The sequence below is a fragment of the Azospirillum lipoferum 4B genome, from assembly GCF_000283655.1.
Lineage (GTDB): Bacteria > Pseudomonadota > Alphaproteobacteria > Azospirillales > Azospirillaceae > Azospirillum > Azospirillum lipoferum_C.
This window is the reverse complement of sequence record NC_016622.1, coordinates 920,357-938,507: the sequence shown is the minus strand read 5'-3', so window position 1 is coordinate 938,507 and position 18,151 is coordinate 920,357. Positions and strand designations below refer to the sequence as shown.

The 18,151-nt window shown below is 70.0% G+C and carries 14 protein-coding genes; 11 read left to right on the top strand and 3 right to left on the bottom strand.

Translation table 11 applies throughout. The annotated features are described in order from the left end of the window. Nucleotides 1-48: 48 nt before the first annotated feature. From AZOLI_RS04325 to AZOLI_RS04305, 5 genes are all read left to right on the top strand, one after another. Entirely contained in the window at nucleotides 49-846 is a 798-nt protein-coding gene (locus tag AZOLI_RS04325) for a type VI secretion system accessory protein TagJ (protein WP_014247364.1), read from the top strand. Between the two features lie 178 nt (nucleotides 847-1,024). Next, nucleotides 1,025-1,501, top strand: a complete 477-nt coding sequence (gene tssE / locus AZOLI_RS04320) for a type VI secretion system baseplate subunit TssE (protein ID WP_014247363.1) — start codon at nucleotides 1,025-1,027, stop codon at nucleotides 1,499-1,501. Next, on the top strand, nucleotides 1,494-3,326 hold the full coding sequence (gene tssF / locus AZOLI_RS04315; protein ID WP_014247362.1) for a type VI secretion system baseplate subunit TssF: 1,833 nt from the start codon (nucleotides 1,494-1,496) through the stop codon (nucleotides 3,324-3,326). Before tssE ends, tssF begins: the two co-directional genes overlap by 8 nt. After that, the gene (gene tssG / locus AZOLI_RS04310) at nucleotides 3,290-4,375 is read left to right on the top strand and encodes a type VI secretion system baseplate subunit TssG (RefSeq protein ID WP_014247361.1); all 1,086 of its coding nucleotides are present in this window, start codon (nucleotides 3,290-3,292) and stop codon (nucleotides 4,373-4,375) included. The genes tssF and tssG overlap by 37 nt, the downstream gene beginning before the upstream one ends. Nucleotides 4,376-4,536: 161 nt before the next feature. Further along, nucleotides 4,537-6,078 carry a class I SAM-dependent methyltransferase gene (locus tag AZOLI_RS04305; protein WP_014247360.1) on the top strand — a complete coding sequence of 514 codons (1,542 nt, stop codon included), beginning with the start codon at nucleotides 4,537-4,539 and terminating at the stop codon, nucleotides 6,076-6,078. A gap of 22 nt (nucleotides 6,079-6,100) precedes the next feature. On the opposite strand, the gene AZOLI_RS04300 is transcribed toward AZOLI_RS04305, so the two are convergent. Then, nucleotides 6,101-6,838 (bottom strand): tetratricopeptide repeat protein, encoded by a 738-nt coding sequence (locus AZOLI_RS04300; protein ID WP_014247359.1) that lies wholly within the window; start codon nucleotides 6,836-6,838, stop codon nucleotides 6,101-6,103. A 243-nt stretch (nucleotides 6,839-7,081) separates the two neighbouring features. Here AZOLI_RS04300 and tssJ point away from each other — a divergent pair, with 243 nt between their 5' ends. The 6 genes from tssJ (at nucleotide 7,082) to AZOLI_RS32310 (ending at nucleotide 15,968) form a co-directional block, all read left to right on the top strand. Next, on the top strand, nucleotides 7,082-7,765 hold the full coding sequence (gene tssJ, locus AZOLI_RS04295; RefSeq protein WP_014247358.1) for a type VI secretion system lipoprotein TssJ: 684 nt from the start codon (nucleotides 7,082-7,084) through the stop codon (nucleotides 7,763-7,765). Next, on the top strand, nucleotides 7,762-9,288 hold the full coding sequence (gene icmH, locus AZOLI_RS04290) for a type IVB secretion system protein IcmH/DotU (RefSeq protein WP_014247357.1): 1,527 nt from the start codon (nucleotides 7,762-7,764) through the stop codon (nucleotides 9,286-9,288). The genes tssJ and icmH overlap by 4 nt, the downstream gene beginning before the upstream one ends. 3 nt (nucleotides 9,289-9,291) lie before the next feature. Beyond that, complete coding sequence (tssM, locus tag AZOLI_RS04285; protein WP_014247356.1) at nucleotides 9,292-12,933, top strand: type VI secretion system membrane subunit TssM; 3,642 nt, start codon at nucleotides 9,292-9,294, stop codon at nucleotides 12,931-12,933. Next, a complete protein-coding gene (locus tag AZOLI_RS04280; protein ID WP_014247355.1) occupies nucleotides 12,915-14,924 on the top strand; it encodes a serine/threonine-protein kinase in 2,010 nt (669 codons plus the stop codon). The genes tssM and AZOLI_RS04280 overlap by 19 nt, the downstream gene beginning before the upstream one ends. A 59-nt stretch (nucleotides 14,925-14,983) precedes the next feature. Next, entirely contained in the window at nucleotides 14,984-15,427 is a 444-nt protein-coding gene (locus AZOLI_RS04275; RefSeq protein WP_044549675.1) for an ATP-binding protein, read from the top strand. A gap of 355 nt (nucleotides 15,428-15,782) precedes the next feature. Beyond that, nucleotides 15,783-15,968 carry a helix-turn-helix transcriptional regulator gene (locus AZOLI_RS32310; protein WP_162487976.1) on the top strand — a complete coding sequence of 62 codons (186 nt, stop codon included), beginning with the start codon at nucleotides 15,783-15,785 and terminating at the stop codon, nucleotides 15,966-15,968. Between the two features lie 24 nt (nucleotides 15,969-15,992). On the opposite strand, the gene AZOLI_RS04270 is transcribed toward AZOLI_RS32310, so the two are convergent. After that, nucleotides 15,993-16,175 carry a hypothetical protein gene (locus AZOLI_RS04270; protein WP_014247354.1) on the bottom strand — a complete coding sequence of 61 codons (183 nt, stop codon included), beginning with the start codon at nucleotides 16,173-16,175 and terminating at the stop codon, nucleotides 15,993-15,995. Between the two features lie 62 nt (nucleotides 16,176-16,237). After that, a complete protein-coding gene (locus AZOLI_RS30990; protein WP_014247353.1) occupies nucleotides 16,238-18,151 on the bottom strand; it encodes a response regulator in 1,914 nt (637 codons plus the stop codon).

Below are 18,151 nucleotides of genomic sequence, written 5' to 3'. Positions count from 1 at the left end.
CGGCCGTCAACCCAAGTCAGGCGCTCCATCCAGGGAGAGATACAGACCATGAGCGAAACCGCAGCCCAGCTGTTCCAGGCGGGCCGCCTCGACGAGGCGATCACCGCGCTGAACGGCGAGATCAAGAAGAAGCCGACCGATCTCGACCGCCGCGTCTTCCTGGCCGAGCTGCTGAGCTTCGCCGGCAACCTGGAGCGCGCCGACCTGCAGCTCGACACCATCGGCACGCAGGAGCCGCAGGTCGCCGTCACCATGGCGCTGTTCCGCCAGCTGGTGCGGGCCGAGCAGGCGCGGCGCCAGCTGTTCGCCGACGGCCGCGTGCCGGAATTCATCGACCAGCCGGCCGACCATCTGCGCCTGCATCTGGAGGCGCTGGTCGCCCTGCGCGCCGGCGACACCGCCGACGCCGTGGCGAAGCTGGCCCAGGCCGAGGAGATGCGCCCGCCGGTGTCCGGCAGCCATGACGGCACGCCTTTCGACGATTTCCGCGACCTGGACGACCTGACCGGCGGCTTCTTCGAGGTCTACACCAGCACCGGCAAGTATTTCTGGATCGCCAGCGAGACGGTGGAGCTGGTCGAGTTCCGCGCGCCCCAGCGCCCTCGCGACCTGCTGTGGCGCCCGGCGCACATGGTGGTGCGTGGCGGCCCGGACGGCGAGGTCTATCTGCCCACGCTGTACGGCGGCGCCCCGGCCGATGCCGAGGATGCGCTGAAGCTGGGCCGGGCGACGGACTGGTCGGAGGATACACCGGTGCGGGGCATCGGCCAGCGCTGCTTCCTGGTCGGCGAGGAGAGCATTCCGATGCTGCAGCTTGGCACGCTGGAGTTCTCGGGGGCGGTGTGAGGTTAACGCCCTCTCCCGCCCCGGGAGAGGGAGGGGACCCGCGCCGTAGGCGTGGGGAGGGTGAGGGGCAATCCAGACATGGATTCCTGATCCTTGGATCACCCCTCACCCTTCCCATGCTCCGCATGGGCCCCTTCCCTCTCCCGGGGCGGGAGAGGGAGACGACGCGAAGGCCATCATGGATCGCAACCAGTCCATCACCCTGTCCGTCCTGGACCGTCTGCTCGACGATACGCCGGAGCATGTGGCGCCGCGGCCGCACACCGTGGCGGACCTGCGGGCGGCGATCCGGCGCGACCTGGAGAACCTGCTGAACACCCGGCGGCGGGTGCTGGGCTGGCCGGACGACCTGACGGAGCTGGCGGATTCGATCCTCGGCTATGGCTGCCACGACCTGCTGGTGGAGAATGTCGCCACCGAATCCCGCCGGCGCGAGGTGGTGGCGCAGATCGAGGCGGCGATCCGGCGGTGGGAGCCGCGCTTCGCCCAGCTGGCGGTGACCATGGTCGACAACAGCGACCCGGCCGACCGCACCCTGCGCTTCCGGATCGAGGCGCTGATCCATGCCGACCCGGCGCCCGAACCGATGGTCTTCGATTCGGTGGTCGATCCCACCTCCAACATGGTCACCGTGACGAGCAAGGCCCGTGGCTGACGAACTCCTCCCATATTACAACCGCGAGCTGACCTATCTGCGCCGCATGGCGGCGGAGTTCTCGGAGGCGCATCCGAAGATCGCCGGCCGACTGCGGCTCAGCGCCGACGCGGTGGAGGATCCGCATGTCGCCCGGCTGCTGGAGGGCGTCGCCTTCCTGAATGCCCGCATCAGCCGCAAGCTGGACGACGAGTATCCGGAGCTGGTCGACACGCTGCTCGACGTGCTCTACCCGCATTATCTGGCGCCGATCCCGTCGATGGCGGTGGTGCAGATGAAGAGCAGCGCGGACCTCACCGGCTCGCACACCGTGCCGAAGGGGACGGAGCTGGAGACGGAGGCGCTGCGCGGGGAGACCTGCCGCTTCCGCACCGTCTATCCCGCGACCCTGTGGCCGATCGAGCTGGACCAGGCGGTTCTCGCCGGCCGACCGCTGGTGGCGCCGCCCAACCCGCGCGCGGGCGACGCGGTGGCCTCGCTGCGCCTGACCCTGCGCTGCCGCGTACCGGAGATGACCTTCACGGAGCTGGCGCCGGACACCCTGCGCTTCTTCCTGCGCGGCCAACCGCAGCAGGTCTATGCCCTGCACGAGCTGCTCTTCAACAACGCCGTCTCGGTGGCGCTGGCCGACGGCCCGCAGGATCCGAACGCGGTGATCCTCGGCCCCGACGCCATCCGCCCGGTCGGCTTCGGCGACGAGGAGGGCATGCTTCCCTACCCCGCCCGCTCCCACCGCGGCTATCGGCTGCTGACCGAGTATTTCGCCTTTCCGGAGAAGTTCCTGTTCTTCGACCTTCACGTCTCGCCGAAGGTGCTGCGCCGCGCCGGCAACACGCTGGAGATCTTCATCTATCTGAACAGCACCGACGGCGACCTGGAGCGCGCGGTGTCGAAGGACAATTTCGCGCTGGGCTGCACCCCGGTGGTCAACCTGTTCCGCCAGCGGGCGGAGCCGGTCGCGCTGACCCAGACCCAGCACGAACACCGCGTGGTTCCCGATGCCCGCCGCCCCGGCGCGCTGGAGGTCTATTCGGTCGACAGCGTGCTGGCCACCGATCCCGACGGCAAGCAGCGGCGCTTCCTGCCCTTCTACGGCCTGCGCCACGGCGGCGTCGAAGCGGTCAGCCGCACCTACTACACCGCCAGCCGCCGCCCGGCCGGCGGGCGCGATCCCGGCACCGAGGTGCATCTGGCGCTGGTCGACATCGACTTCGACCCGTCGAGCCCGGCGGAGTCCGTCCTGTCGGTGGAGACGACCTGCCTCAACCGCGACCTGCCGGGGCAACTGCCCTATGGCGGCGGCCACCCGCAACTGAAGCTGACGGAGGGGATGGCGGCGGTCGCCGGCCTGTCCTGCCTGACGCCGCCGACGCCGACCCTGCGCATCGCCGAACGCAAGGGCCATCGCTGGCGCCTCGTCTCCCACCTGCTGCTGAACCATTTGTCGATCTCCGGCGGGGCGGAGGGGACGGAGGCGCTGCGCGAGATCCTGCGCCTCTACGACTTCCGCGATTCGGCCGAGACCCGCGGCATTGCCGACGGCATCGTCAAGGTGACGACCAAGCGCGGCACCGCGCGGGCGCCGTCCCGGCCGGGCGATGTCGCCTGGGGCGACGCCATGTGCCGCGGCATCGATGTCGGCATCGAGTTCGACCCGCAGCGCTTCAGCGGCAGCGGCATGTTCCTGCTGGCGATGATCCTCGACCATTTCCTGGGGCTGTACTGCTCGATCAATTCCTTCACGCGGCTGACCGCTACGGTCAAGGGCCGCACCGGAGTGCTCCGCACATGGCCCGCCCGCGCCGGCAACCGCCCGCTTCTGTAATCGACCGGCTGTTCCGCGCCCCCCACCGCTTCGACTTCTTCCAGGCGGTGCGGGTGCTGGAATGGCAGGCCCGGCGTGACGCGCGCGACCCGCGCAACACCCGCCGCCATGCCGTGGGCCATGACCATGACCCGCGCGAGGAGGTGGTGCGCCTGCGTGCCGAGACCTCGCTGACCTTCCCCGGCAACCAGGTGGCCGGGGCGGAGCCGGGGGTGGACGGCCGCCCGCCGACGCTGGTCGGCGCCTTCCTGGGACTGGTCGGGCCGCTGGGCGTCCTGCCGCAGCACTATACCGAGTTGATGATCCGGTCTTTGCGCGAGCGGAACCGGGCGCTGCGCGATTTCTTCGACGTCTTCCACCACCGCAGCTTCTCGCTGTTCTACCGCGCCTGGGCGAAATACCGGCTGCCGGTGTCCTTCGAGCGCGGCCAGGGATCGCGGGAGCCCGATCCGGTCAGCACCACCCTGTCCAGCTTCGTCGGCATCGGCCAGCCGTCGCTGACCAAGCGTCTGGTGGTGGAGGACGAGACCCTTCTGCATTATTCCGGCCTGATGTCGCGCGGCACGCGCTCGGCCAACGACCTGCAGGAGATGCTGTCGGATTTCCTCGGCCGGCCGGTGACGGTGGAGAGCTTCGTCGGCGGCTGGCTGCCCATCGCGCCGGACGGGCAGACGCGCCTGCCCAGCCTGTCGGACCCCGAGGGCCAGCATTGCCGGCTGGGGATCGACGCGCTGGCCGGCGACCGCGCCTGGGATGTCCAGGGCAAGTTCCGCCTGCGCATCGGCCCGCTGAACCACGACCAGTTCCGCGACTTCATGCCGGAAGGCCGCGAGTTCCGGAAACTGCAGGATCTGGTCCGCATGTATGTCGGGCCGGAGTTGGATTTCGAGCTTCAGGTGAGCCTGCTGGCCGCCGAAGTACCGGCCGCCCGGCTGGGCACCGGCGGGGACGATGCCGACGGCTCGCGGCTGGGCTGGAACGGCTGGGTGCTGCACGCGCCGAGCCCGGTCGAACGCAAGGACGCGGTTTTTCCGATGCAGGATTTGTGAGGCGTGCGGGCGAGAGGCCCCCTCCCTCCCACGCTTGCGCGTGGGTCCCTCCCTCCCCCGCTTCGCGGGAGAGGGACAACTTGCCCCCTCTCCCGCGAAGCGGGGGAGGGGTGGGGAGGGGGCAACGCACCTACCGCACTCCGTAGAACGACGAGGACCCAATGAGCGACTGGAGCGCCGGCTATGTGTCGGACATCGAATATCTGCCGGGCTTCTACCGTGAACAGGGGCCGGCGCATCTGACGCTGAGCTGCCTGATCAACGGCATCGCCCCGCCCTCCACGGCCAACGGGTTCGACTATTGCGAACTCGGCTGCGGCCATGGCACGACGGTGGCGCTGTTCGCGGCGGCCAACCCGCAGGGGCGTTTCCATGCGGTGGACTTCCACCCCGCCCACATCGCCCGCGCCCGCGACGCCGCCGAGGCGGCCGGCCTGACCAACATCGCCTTCCATGAGGCAAGCTTCGCCGAAATGGCCGATGGCGTGGGGCCGGACCTGCCGGAGTTCGACTTCGTCACGCTGCACGGCGTCTACAGCTGGGTCAGCCCGATGAACCGCGGCGCCATCGCGCGCTTCCTGGCGAAGAAGCTGAAGCCGGGCGGGCTGGTCTATGTCAGCTACAACGCCATGCCCGGCTGGGCGCCGATGATGCCGCTGCAGCGGCTGCTGTACGAATATTCCGGGCTGGTCCACCAGCGCAGCGACGTGCAGGTGAAGGCCGGTCTCGACTTCGCCGAACAGCTCTACAAGGCCGGCGCCAAGATCCTGGGCGACGAGGCGATGTTCGGCAAGCTGCGCGGCGAGACCAAGGCCAAGAACAACGCCGAGCAGTCGGTCTATCTGGCCCACGAATATCTGAACGGCAGCTGGCAGCCGCTCTACCATGTCGATGTCGCGCGCGAACTGGGCGAAGCGAAGCTGACCTATGCCGGCTCCGCCACCCTGTTCGAGAATTACCCGGACCTGTCGCTGACGCCCGACCAGCGCGCCGCTCTGGACAGCATCGGCGTGCCCAGCCTGCGCGAGACCTTCAAGGATTACTGCGTCGGCCGTCCCTTCCGCCGCGACGTCTTCGTCCGCGGCGCCCGGCGCATCAGCGTGGCAAAGCGCGACGCGATGCTGAAGGACATGGCGATGGCGATGATCATCCCGCGCGCCGACGCCCGCACCACAATCCAGGTGCCGCTGGGCGAGGCGACGCTGGAGGCCAAGCATTACGAGCCGATCTTCGATGCGCTGGCCGAGGGGCCGCGTCGCATCGGCGACCTCCTGGAACTGCCTGAGGTCCGGCGGGCCGGCGGCAACCTGTCGGCAGTGGAGATCGCCGGCATGCTGACCGGCTCCAGCCAGGCCATCCCGGTGCTGAATCCGCCGGAGACGGTGACGCCGCTGCCCGGCGTGCTGGCCCACAACCGCGCCGCCGCCAACGAACTCGCCACCAGCGAGGGGCGCAAGAGCACCGCGCTGGCCGCGTCGGTCGGCGGCGCCGGCCTGCATGTCAGCACGATGGAGGCTCTGCTCTATGACGGGCTCAGCGAAGGCGTGCCGGAGACGCTGGACGCGCTGGTCGCCCACGCCATGCGCCGGCTGGACGCGCCGGAAAACGCCGACGATGCCAGCCGCAAGGCCATCGCCGACAGCATGGGCTGGTGCATGGCGAACAGCCTGCCGGTGTGGCGCAAGCTGGGCATGATCGGATGAGGCGTCTCGCCTACGCCGGGCGTCAGCCCGGCGGCATCGCTCCGGCATGGGCACCCTGCATGGGACGCCGTTCCGCCTGATGCTGCCAGCCGATCGCCTCCTCCTCCCAGCCCTCACCGTCATCGGCGGCGGGAACGGCGTCCGCGCGCAGGTCGGCGAGCGCCGCCAGCGCATCGCGGTCGCCGGCCGCGGCGGCGGCCTGCATCCACAGGGCGGCTTCGGCCGGATCGCGCCCGATGCCGACGCCCTCGCGCAGGCACAGGGCAAGGCGGTACTGGGCGGCGGGGTGCCCCTGCCCGGCGGCGGCGCGCAGCCAGTGCACCGCCTCCGCCTCGTCCCGGTCCACCCCGCGGCCGTCGAGCAGAAGCAGGGCGAGGTTGACCTGGGCGGCGGCCGACTGCTGCAAGGCGGCCAGCCGGTACCACAGCGCCGCCTTGGCCGGGTTGCACGGCACGCCGGCGCCGTGCTCGTGCATGTAGCCGAGGTTGTTCTGCGCCCCGACATCGCCCTTGGCGGCTGCGCGGCGATACCAGGAGACCGCCCGGCGCGGGTCGGGCGGCACGCCGATGCCGTTGGCGAGCAGGAAGGCCAGCATGGTCTGGGCGGCGGCATGGCCCTGGCGCGCCGCGCGCCGATACCACGGCACCGAGGCGGCGACGTCGGTCGCCCGCAACGCTTCGGCGAGTTGGTATTGCGCGTCGCTGTCGCCCAGTTCGGCTTTCATCCGGGTCCAGAGCGTGGGCATGGCAAGCTTGGACATGGCGCTGGCACCTTCGACAATTGTCCCCCGAGCTCTCGCCCCACGAACAGCGCGCGAACGGATTTTATTCCATTCGCCGCACGGTTGCGGAGCAGCCCCTGCGCCCGAGTCTGTCCCCCCGGCGCGCGGCGTTCAACCTCCCCAGCCGGCGGTCGAGGAATTGTCACGAGGGCGCCTTTGGATAAGGATGACCATCCAATCGCGCCCTGCTATACCCGTCCGTATAAGGGGAAAGGTGTGGTGATGCTGAGGATTGCCGGCTGGATGCGGATCCGGAAGACGATTTGGTCCGCTGCCGTCCTGGCCGCAATGCCGGCGCTTGCCGCCTGCTCCTCCCCGCCGCCGCCCCCGCCGCCGACCACGATTCAGCTGACGGTAATCGGGGCCAAGGCGTTGAACCCCGACCCCAACGGCCGGCCGTCGCCGGTGATGCTGCGGCTCTATCAGCTCGGCCCCAGCGACGCCTTCGCCAACGCCGATTTCTTCCAGGTCATCGACCAGGACAAGGCGACGCTCGGCCCCACCCTGCTCGACCGCCAGGAACTGGCTGTGCCGCCCGACAGCCGCCAGACCCTGACCGTCCAGCCCAAGCCGGACGTCAAGACGCTGGCCGTCGCCGCCGCCTTCCGCGCCTATGAGGAAGCGGGCTGGCGCGCCATGCAGCCGATCCAGCCGAACAAGGCCAACAGCTTCGTCCTGACCGCCACGGCCAGCACCGTCACGCTCGTCCCCGGCGACGGCAGTAACGCCAGCACCGACGCCCCGGCGGACAAGCCTGCGGACGCCAAGACGGAGGGTGCGAAGACCGGGGCCTCCAAGCAGGATGCCGAAAAGCCGGCCACGGAGAAACCGGACGCCGCGCCGAAGCCCGCCGCCGACCAGCCGCCCGCTGCAACGCACAACCTGATCCTGAAGGGGGCGTCATGACCGTCCGGCCGCCGCCCGACAAGAACCCGTTCGAGGAGCCGGACGACATCGATGCCACGGTGATGCAGCCGATGGCGTTCCAGCGCCCGGCCGCACCCCCTGCCGCTCCCACTGCGGCGCCCGCCTCTCCGCCGCCCTTCTCCGGCGGGTCGGCCGGGCTGGTGCCGCCGGCCTTCGGCCAGAGCGCGCAACCCTTCTCCGCCCCCTCCGCCTTCTCGCCCGCCGCCTTCAACACGCCGAAGCCGGCAGCCCCGCAAGCCCCGGCACCCGCGCCCGCGATGTCGGCCCCGCTCTCGCCCGGCTTCCGCCCGCTGGACGATGCGGCGCTGACGGCCCTGACCGCGGTCAGCGACAACCCTCTGGTGACCGCCGCGGCGCCCATCCTGGCGATGGTGGTGCGGGTGCGCGAGCTGACGCAGCACCGCGACGTGGAATCCTTACGCGAACGCGTCATCGCCGAGATGCAGCGGTTCGAGGCGGCCACCGTCCGCGCCGGCCTGTCCGCCACCCAGATCCGCAACGCCGGCTACGCGCTGTGCGCGACGGTGGACGACGTGGTGCTGGCGACCTCCTGGGGAAACCAGAGCCTGTGGGCGCACAAAAGCCTCGTCTCCACCATCCAGAAGGAGACCTGGGGCGGCGAGCGCTTCTTCGACCTGCTCGACCAGATGGCGGAGGTGCCGGACCGCCACCTGATGGAGCTGGAGCTGTTCTACCTCTGCCTGTCGTTGGGCTTCGAGGGCAAGTTCCGGGTCTCGCAGCGCGGCTACAGCGAGTTGGCGAAGCTGCGCGACCGGCTCTACCGCGTCATCCGCAAGCAGCGCGGCGAGGCGGAGCGCGACCTGTCGCCCCACTGGCGCGGACAGGCCGACGGCTTCCGGCCGCTGGCGGCAACGGTGCCGCTGTGGCTGCCCGCCGTGATGATCGCGGCGCTCCTGGCCGCCCTCTACGCCTGGTTCATCTTCGCCCTGGCCGACCAGTCCGACGCTGCCTATCGCCGGCTGGCCGCGGTGATCCCGGATCAGCCGGTGCAGATCGCCCGCATTGCGCCGCCGGTCACCCTTCCCACCCCGCCGCCCCGCCAGTCCGTCGCCGACCGCGTCGCCCTGGCGCTTGCCGCCGACATCAAGGCAGGTCTGGTCGAGGTCAGCGGCGGCACCGACGGGCGCGTGCTGGTCCGCACCCGCCTGAACGTCTTCGCCTCGGGCAGCGACCGGATCGATCCGCGCTATGTCGAGGTGTTCAGGCATGTCGCCGAGGCGCTGCGCAAGGAGCCGGGCCGCATCTCCGTGATCGGCAACACCGACAATGTCGCCATCCGCTCGCTGCGCTATCCCTCCAACCAGGAATTGTCGGAGGCGCGGGCCTTCAGGGTGCAACAGCTGATGACGGAGATCCTGGCAGGCGATGCCGCCAACCGTTTGAGCGCCGAAGGGCGCGGCGACACCGATCCCATCGCCCCCAACACGACGGCGGAGGGCCGGCAGGCCAACCGGCGCGTCGACATCGTGCTGGCACCCTGACCGATGCTGAAATCGATCCTGTCCGCCCTGACCTCCCGCTGGTTCCTGACGCTGGTCGCGGCGCTGTGCCTGGGCGCCATCGTCTGGTTCCTGGGGCCACTCGTCGCCGTGTCGGGCGCCTTCCCGCTGGAGGACGCGACCGTCCGGCTGGCGGTGGTCTTCGGCATCCTGCTGGTCTGGGCGCTGGCGATGCAATGGTCGCTCTACCGCCACCGCAGCGCCAACGACCGCATGGTGCAGGCGCTCGCCAAGGCGACGCCGGCCGCCAAGGGCGATCCGGATTCGGAGGCCGTCGGCCAGGAGACCGACCTGCTGCGCGGCCGCCTGCGCGAGGCGCTGGACCAGCTGCGCAAGGCGCGTTTCGGCGGCAAATGGGGGCAGCGCTATCTCTACCAGCTTCCCTGGTATCTGCTGATCGGTGCGCCGGGGGCGGGCAAGACCACGGCGCTGGCCAATTCCGGCCTGCGCTTCCCGCTGGCGGCAGAAATGGGGCGGGCGGCACTGCGCGACGTTGGCGGCACCCGCAACTGCGACTGGTGGTTCACCGACGAGGCGGTGCTGATCGACACCGCCGGCCGCTACATCACCCAGGACAGCCAGCCGGCCATCGACGGCAAGGTGTGGAAGAACTTTATTACCCTGCTGAAGCGCCACCGCCCGCGCCAGCCGGTCAACGGCATCCTGCTGGCCGTCAGCCTCGCCGACCTCGCGCTGTGGAGCGAGCCGGAGCGCAAGGGACATGCCGAACAGCTGAAGCTGCGGCTGAAGGAGCTGCGCGGACAGGTCGGGTCGCGCGTCCCGGTCTATGTGCTGCTGACCAAGGCCGACCTGATCGCCGGTTTCGCCGAGTTCTTCGACGACCTCAGCCGGGAGGAGCGCGAACAGGTCTGGGGCGTCACCTTCCCGCTGGATGACGGCAAGAGCGGCGACGACGCGCCGGTCTACCGCTTCGGCACGGAATTCGACGCGCTGACCGGGCGCATCGCCCGCCGGGTGCTCGACCGCGTGCATGGCGAATCCGACATCCAGCGCCGCTCGCTCGACACCCTGTTCCCGGCGCAGATCGCGGCACTGAAGCCGGCCATCGCCGACCTGCTGATGGTCATCTTCGAGCCCAACCGCTACGAGGAACGGGCACTGCTGCGCGGCGTCTACCTGACCAGCGGCACCCAGGACGGCGCGCCGGTCGACCGTTTGTCGGAGATGGTGGCGGGGTCCTTCGGGCTCGACCGTCCGGTCCTTCCGGCGGCCAGCGGCGGGCGCAGCTTCTTCCTGACCCGCACCCTGCGCGAGGTGGTCTTTGCCGAGGCCGGGCTGGTCGGCACCAATTCCGGGCTGGAGCGGCGGTGGCGCCTGCTGCGCGGCGGGGCGATGGTGGCGATGCTGCTGGCCGGGCTGGGGATCGCCGCCTTCTGGGCCAACAGCTTCACCGGCAACGCCGCGCTGGTCGCCGGGGTCGATGCGGCCGCCGCCAAGGCGCAGGCCGAGCTGGCGCCGCTCGCCACCGCGCCGCGGTCGCTGGCCAAGGTCGACGACACCGATTTCATCACCATCGTGCCGCCGCTGAACACGCTGCGCGCCATCCCCGCCGGCTGGACCGATCCGGTGCCGCTGGAGATGACCGGCGGCCTCTATCAGGGCGACCGGCTGGGACGGCAGAGCGAGACCGTCTATGACCGCGCGCTGCGCACGATCCTGCTGCCGCGCGTCTTCCTGCGGGTGGAGGAGCAGCTGCGCCGAGAGCGCGGCCGGCCGGAGTACCTGTTCCAGGCGCTGAAGGTCTACCTGATGCTGGCCGGCAAGGGGCCGCTGGACAAGGGGCTGGTGTCGGACTGGATGGCGCTCGACTGGATGGCCTCGCTGCCCGGCCCGGCCTATGACGGCGTGCGGAGCGACCTGCGCGTCCATCTCGACGCCATGCTGGCGGCCCCGCTCTCGTCCATCGAACCGGATGAGGCATTGGTGGAGGAGGCGCGGCAAAGCCTGACGCGCTATCCGCTGGCCGAACGCGGCTTCGCCATCCTGCGCGACCGGCCGGAGATCCAGGCGTTGGCCGACTGGCGGCTGGTCGACCATGCCGGGCCGCTGGCCGGCCGGGTGCTGATCCGCCCATCGGGCAAGCCGTTGTCGGAGGGGGTGCCCGGCCTCTACAGCTATGACGGCTTCCACAAGGCGGTGCTGCCGGCGCTGCCCAAGGTCGCCAAGGCGCTGGTGGACGAAAACTGGGTGCTGGGCCAGCCGAGCAGCGGCCCGCAGGCGGTCGCCAGCGCGCAACGGCTGGAGAAGGGCATCCTCGCCGTCTATCTCGACCGCTATGCCCGCCAGTGGGACGAGCTGCTGGGCGACGTGGTAATCGTGCCGCTGCGCAGCCTGAATCAGGCCGCCGACGTGCTGAACACGCTGTCCGGCCCGCAATCGCCGCTGAAGCTGTGGCTGACCGCCATGGTGCGCGAGACCACGCTGGCGCCCGGCCCGAATGACAAACCAGCCGACGGCAAGGGGCCGGTTGCCGGCGGTCCGCTGGCCGGGATTGCCCAGCAGGCGCAGGCCGGCGAGAAGGCGGTGGAGTCGACCGGCACCAACGCCGCCTATCTGGCGCGGCTGGCCGGCGTCTCGCTGCAGCCGGAAGGACCGCCGCCGGGCCAACCGATCAACGACCATTTCAAGGCTCTGCGCGATCTCGTGCAGGGCGAGGGCGGGGCGCCGCCCAAGCTGGATGAATCGCTGAAGCTTCTGGGCGAGCTCTACCAGCAGATCGCCCGCGCGGCCAACGCGCCCGACCAGAACGGCGCGTTGCTGGCCGGGCTGGCCGGCGGTGCCGACAAGGGGGCGGTGGCCGCACAGCTGCGCAACCTCGCCCGCGACCTGCCCGACCCGGTCGGCGGCATGGTCGCCACTGTGGCGCAGAGTGCGGCGACCGTCAGCGCCGGCGGTGCGCGGTCGCAGATCAACAAGGCGTGGCAATCCACCGTCCTGCCCTTCTGCCGGGCGGCGCTGGACAACCGGTTCCCGATGGTGCCGAACAGTCAGGTCGATGTGACGGCGGCGGATTTCGCCAAGCTGTTCGCGCCGGGCGGCATGATCGACCAGTTCTTCAACACCAACCTGCGCCCCTTCGTCGACATGACGGTCAGCCCCTGGGCCTGGCAGAAGGTCGATCAGGTCGATCTCGGCATTCCGCCCGCGGTGCTTGACCAGTTCGAGCGCGCCGCGCGCATCCGCGACAGCCTGTTCCCCGCCGGGGCCGCCACCGCGAAAGTGGTGTTCGAGATCACGCCGGTGGAGCTGGACGCCAAGGCGACCCAGGTGGCGCTCGACGTCGACGGCCAGACGCTGATCTACCAGCACGGCCCGCCCCGCCCGCAGGTGATGAAATGGCCGGGGGCGGAGGGCACCAGCAGCGTGCGCCTCGGCTTCGGCCCGCCGCTGCCGGGTGAGCCGGCCGGCATCTCGCGCCAGGGTCCCTGGGCCTTGTTCCATTTCCTCGCCGACGGCAAGCTGGAGTCCACGCCGCAGCCCGACCGCTTCACCTTCGCGGTGACGGTGGGCACCCGCAAGGCGGTCTTCGCCCTGCGGGCCGACAGCGTGAACAACCCCTTCGGCAAGAACCTGCTGGAGAGTTTCCGATGCCCGACGGCTCTGTAGGCGGCGCGCTTCCCGGTCCCATCGGCCCCTACCGGGTCGAAGGGGTGCTGGGCCAGGGCGCCATGAGCGTGGTCTACCGCGCGACCGATGGGCGGACCGGGCAGCCGGTGGCGCTGAAGCTGCTGCGCGGCGAATTGCTGGCCGCGGCGGAACGCAATGCCGTGCTCGCCCGCTTCCGGCGGGAGGCGGAGATCGGGCTGAAGCTGGACCACCGCAACATCGTGCGGGTGCACGACTACGGCATGCTGGACGCCGCCCATGGCGGCGCGCCCTACCTCGCCATGGAGCTGATCCAGGGCAGGGAGTTGAAACAGTACCTGGAGGCCGACACGCCGCTGTCGGTGCAGCAGGGCGGCGAGTTGATGGCGGCGGTGCTGGACGCGCTGGCCTTCGCGCACGCCCGCAACATCATCCACCGCGACATCAAGCCGGCCAACATCGTGGTGGAAGCCGACCTGACGCCCAAGCTGGCCGACTTCGGCATCGCACAGATTTCCTCGTCCGACCTGACCCAGGCCGGCGACCTGCTGGGCACCCCCGCCTACATGGCGCCGGAGGTGCTGCGCGGCGAGAAGGCCGACGCGCGCAGCGACCTGTTCTCCGCCGGGGTGGTGCTCTACTACCTGCTGGCGCAGCGGCGGCCCTTCTCCGGCTCCGTCGCCACGGTGATGCAGCAGATCCTGTTCGTCGAGCCGCCACCGCCCTCCCACGGCAACCCGGAGCTGCCGCCGCCTTTCGACACCATGATCCTGAAGGCGCTGGCGAAGGCGCCGGCCGACCGCTATGCCAGCGCCGCAGAGTTCGCCCAGGCGCTGCGCCACGCGCTGGCCGTTGCCGGCACGATGCGGACTGCCATGCCCTCCGCCGAACTGACCATGTTCAATGCGGAGCTTCCGGCCGCCGCGGCACCGGCGCGCGACCGTGGCGCCCTGGCTGCGGCGCTGGAAACCGCCCTGCGCGCCATCCCCGGCCAGCCGATCGACGCCCGCAAGCTGACCGGGCTGATCGACATCCTGGCGGAGTGGCAGGCGGGGACCGGCGGCGACGCGCAACGCTGGCAATCGGTTCTGCTCGACGCCGGAATCGAGCCGCTGACCGAGCTGATCGTCGCTGCCACCCCCGCACCGCGCGCCGCCCCGGCGAGCCAGCGGCGCGACTGGATGCCGCTGGTCCGGCTGTTCGCCGCGATGAACCGTGCGCTGGCCGGGACGCCGGCCGCCGACCGGGCAAAGATGTCGGCGGCGCGCATCGCCTTCGACCTGTCCGGCCGCTTCTTCCTCTATTCCGGCGAGCTGAACCGGGTGCTGATGGACGGCGACAACCCGGACATCCAGATGCTGTCGCTCGACTTCCTGCGGCTGGAGATCCTGCAGCATGCGCTGGAGGAATTGGGGGCGGAGGCCGAACTGGCGCAGAGCCGCAGCGCCATGCTGATGTTCGCCGTCCAGGTCATCCGCAAGGTGACGCAGATCCTGCGCGCCTGCACCGACGGCAATGACGGGCTGGCCCGCTTCGGCGTCGCCATCATCCTCGCCAACATCGAGGAGCTGATCGTCATGGCCCAGCGCCTGTTCGAAACCGGCGGACAGGCCACCGGCGGACTTCCGCAGGATGCAGTGGCGGAGTTCATCGCCGCCGCCGGCCGCTTCGCCACCCTGTCGGTGGAGGAGCTGCGCGGCGAGGTCGCGACTGGCGCCGGCACGCCCGATAGCTTCAGCGCCCGCCTGCGCGGCGTCGGCCAGCTCTACCTGTTCGCCACCCGCCTGACCGCACCGGATTGCGCGCCGCTGATGCACAGCTTGTCGACCTTGCTCTACGGGCTCGTCGCCGGGCTGACCGCCGACCTCGGCAATGCGCCGGTCGGCGACACCGGCGCCCGCACCCGGCTGGTGGCGCTGGCCGAAATGGCAAGCGGGCTTGGCTGGAGCGAGGTCGAGCGGATCGCCCTGACCGCGCTGCGCCGCTGGGCTGTCGCCGGCGCGGCAGCATGACACGCTCCCCCTGATGCGGGGAAAAGGCAACCGGGCCAACGGATAAGGGGGATCGGCACATGGATGAGCGGATTGACGGTGCCGTGGCGAACCGCCTGGACATGGTCCTGCGCAACGACCTGTCCGAACTGGGACGGCTGGCCGAGGCTGTGGACGAGTTCATCGAGCGCAACCAACTGCCGCCCGACCTCGCCTTCAAGTTCAATCTCTGCTTCGACGAGCTGATCACCAACACCGTATCCTACGGCTATCGCGATGCCGCCCCGCACGAGATCCGGGTGCGGATGGAGGCGAACGGCGCGGAACTGCGGGCGGAGGTGGAGGACGACGCCGCCGCCTTCGATCCCTTCGCCGACGCGCCGCCCCCCGATCTGACCAGCGATGTCGATGACCGGCGCGTCGGCGGCCTTGGCGTGTTCCTGGTCAAGAAGACGATGGACCATGCCAGCTACCGGCGCGAAGGCGACCGCAATCTGGTTCTGCTCGCCAAGAGCTTCGGTTGACCGCAACCTTCGGCGGCGGAACGCGCGTTGCCAATCCCCCGACCAATTGGGGATATGACCTGTGGACTATCGGGAGCGCAGCGTCTCCGCTCCGCAATTCCGGCAAAGCCCCCAACAGTCACGTGGTCAAATCGATGACCCCGCGAACTTCATGTGCCTCTTGCCGGTCATCTGCCGCTTGTCTTCCATGACAATCCGGCAAAGCAGAGCGTTCCGCTTTGCAACAAACCGACACATGACAAGCTCGGACTTTTACAGCATTATTATCGCCGACGATCGGTCCAAAGCGGGCTGCCACTGTCCGACTGGGACCGGGACATGGAAGGCGAACGCTAACGTGTGGAGTCGACGCATCATGACCGGGACGCAGTGCCAAGAGGCACGCCTGCGCCTTGGCTGGTCGACACGGATGCTGGCGAACAAGGCCGGTGTGCCGTGGTACGCCGTGATGAATCTCGATTACGGAACGGGCGAGGTCGATCCGGCCATCGTCGATGCCCTCGCCCGTGCCTTCAAACAGGCCGGCGTGGACCTGCATTGAGCCTTTCGCAAGCGTCCATGCCCTTCACGTCTTCTTCCCAGCCTTGCCCTTCTCCGCCGGGCGGTCGATGTGCTTGGCCGATTCGGTGTCGGGGGTGATCGGCTTTCCGGTGTCCGATACGGCCTCCGCCGCTTCGAGCGGGTCGGCGATGTCGCGGTCGGGCTCGTTGGACAGGGCGTGGCCCTCGTTCGCTGTCTTGTCTGCCATGGGACGGCTCCTTCAATAGGGTCTCCGCACCACAACAGCCCGGCCCCCCTTTCCTCCCCCGCTCATGCCCCGTCGCCGATCCCCTTCTGCGCCAGCACCAGGAAGATCTTCTCCTCCAGCTGGTCCGGCGTGAAGGGCTTGGCGATATAGCCGCTGACGTGGTGGGCCAGCGCCTTCTTCACCGCCTCCAGCGTCGCCAGCGCGGTCACCATCAGGAAGGGCAGGTCGCTGCGCGTCTCGCGCACATGCTTCAGCAGATCCAGCCCGCTCAGCCGCGGCATCATCCAGTCGCAGACGATCAGGTCGTAGGCGGCCGCGTCCGCCTGGAAGCGCTGCAGCGCGTCCTGGCCGTCGACGGCGGTGTCGACCTGCCCGATGCCCAGTTCCCGAAGGACGGAGGTGACGAAGGCACGCGGCCCGTCTTCGTCATCGACCACCAGCACCCGCTGGGCGGCGAGGTCGATGAAGGGCACGCCGACCATCGCCAGCGACTGGCGCAGCCAGCCGGCCCGGGCCGCCCGCTCCTTCGGACCGGGTGCGTTCAGCAGCACATGGCGGACGAAGCGCGGCCGGTGGCAGTGGCGATAGAGGACGCGGGCTGCCGCCAGCCGGCTCTTGCCGCTGCAGAAGGCCCCCTCCCCCGCCAGACGGACGATGTCCAGCACCGAATCCGCCGGCGGGTCGTCCTTCGCCTGGATCAGCGGCGCCAGCACGCGCTGGGTGCGCAGGAAGGCGTTCTGGATGTCGTCGATCTGGCCGGCCAGATACTCGCGCTCCTCCTCCGGGAAGGCGCTGGACTGCACCATGCGCTGGACCTCCGCCAGCCCCTTCAGCTTCTCGTTGCGGTCCTTCCAGCAGTCCAGCAGCCGGCCGGCGAAGTCGCGGCTGTCGAAGAAGCTCTTCAGGTAATCGGTGACCGCCTTTGCCGCGGTGGGCGACAGCGGCATCTTCTGCAGAACGAACAGGATGCGCAGCTTCTGCATGAAATTGCGGCCGCGCGTGATCTCGGGAACCGTGTCCTCGTTGACCAGCAGCGCGGTGCGCCGCTGCAGCGCCGCTTCGGTCCGGGCGCCGCCGGCGTAATTGCCCTCGCGGTCGCGCAGGCGGGCGGACAGGTCGCTCAGCGCCAGGATCTCGCGCTGCACCGCCTCGATCCCGAACATGTCGCCGGCGCTGGCGATGGTGAAACAGGCGGGCTTGGCCATCTCGCGGCGGAAGGCGGCGGTCAGCGCCTCGCGCAGGGCCGGCATCGGCACCCGCCTCATCAGCGCGTCCAGCCGGCGGAACACCGGCGGCGCGTCGTCGGGCATCGGCCGGTCGGCGGCGATCAGCGTCACGATCAGGTCGATCAGCGTGACGAAGGGTGCATCGCGCGCGCAGGACGCGGTGCCAGCATCGCTCAGCATGATCTCGCCCAACAGCCGTTCCAGCGGAACCAGCGCGTCGGGATGCTCGGTGGTCGCGGCCAACGCCAACAGGGACAGGGCCTTCTCGGCAAAGCTGCGGCCGGTGGCGATGTGATGCGTGATGGCGGCGTCGAGCAGGAAGCGGCCGAGGAAGCCGCCGTTGGACAGAAGCTCCGCCGCTGTACCGGGATAGGCGCCGGGCAGGAAATCGGGTGGCGGATTCTCCTTCAGCCTTTCCCGCGTCAACCGGGCGATCTCGTTGACCAGCGGGGTCAGCGCGCCCTTCTGGCCGCCGGGCCTCTCCATCGCCCGCTCCGCCTGGGTCAGGATGGCGACGAAGGTGGCCGTGTTGGACAGGGAGATCTGGTGGCGCGGGTGGTGCAGCAGTTCCGTCGCCGTCAGCGCGTTCTCGTCGAGGAAGCGGCGGCAGAAGCGGCCGACCCCATCCCGGCCGGCCGGCGCGTAGAAATCCGCCGGCTCCCGGCAGACGGCGGGAGCGGAGCCGTCGGCCTCCTCCGTCGCGGCGGAAAGGGCCGGGTCGGTGCCGTCGTCGTGATGGGAGAGCTCCAT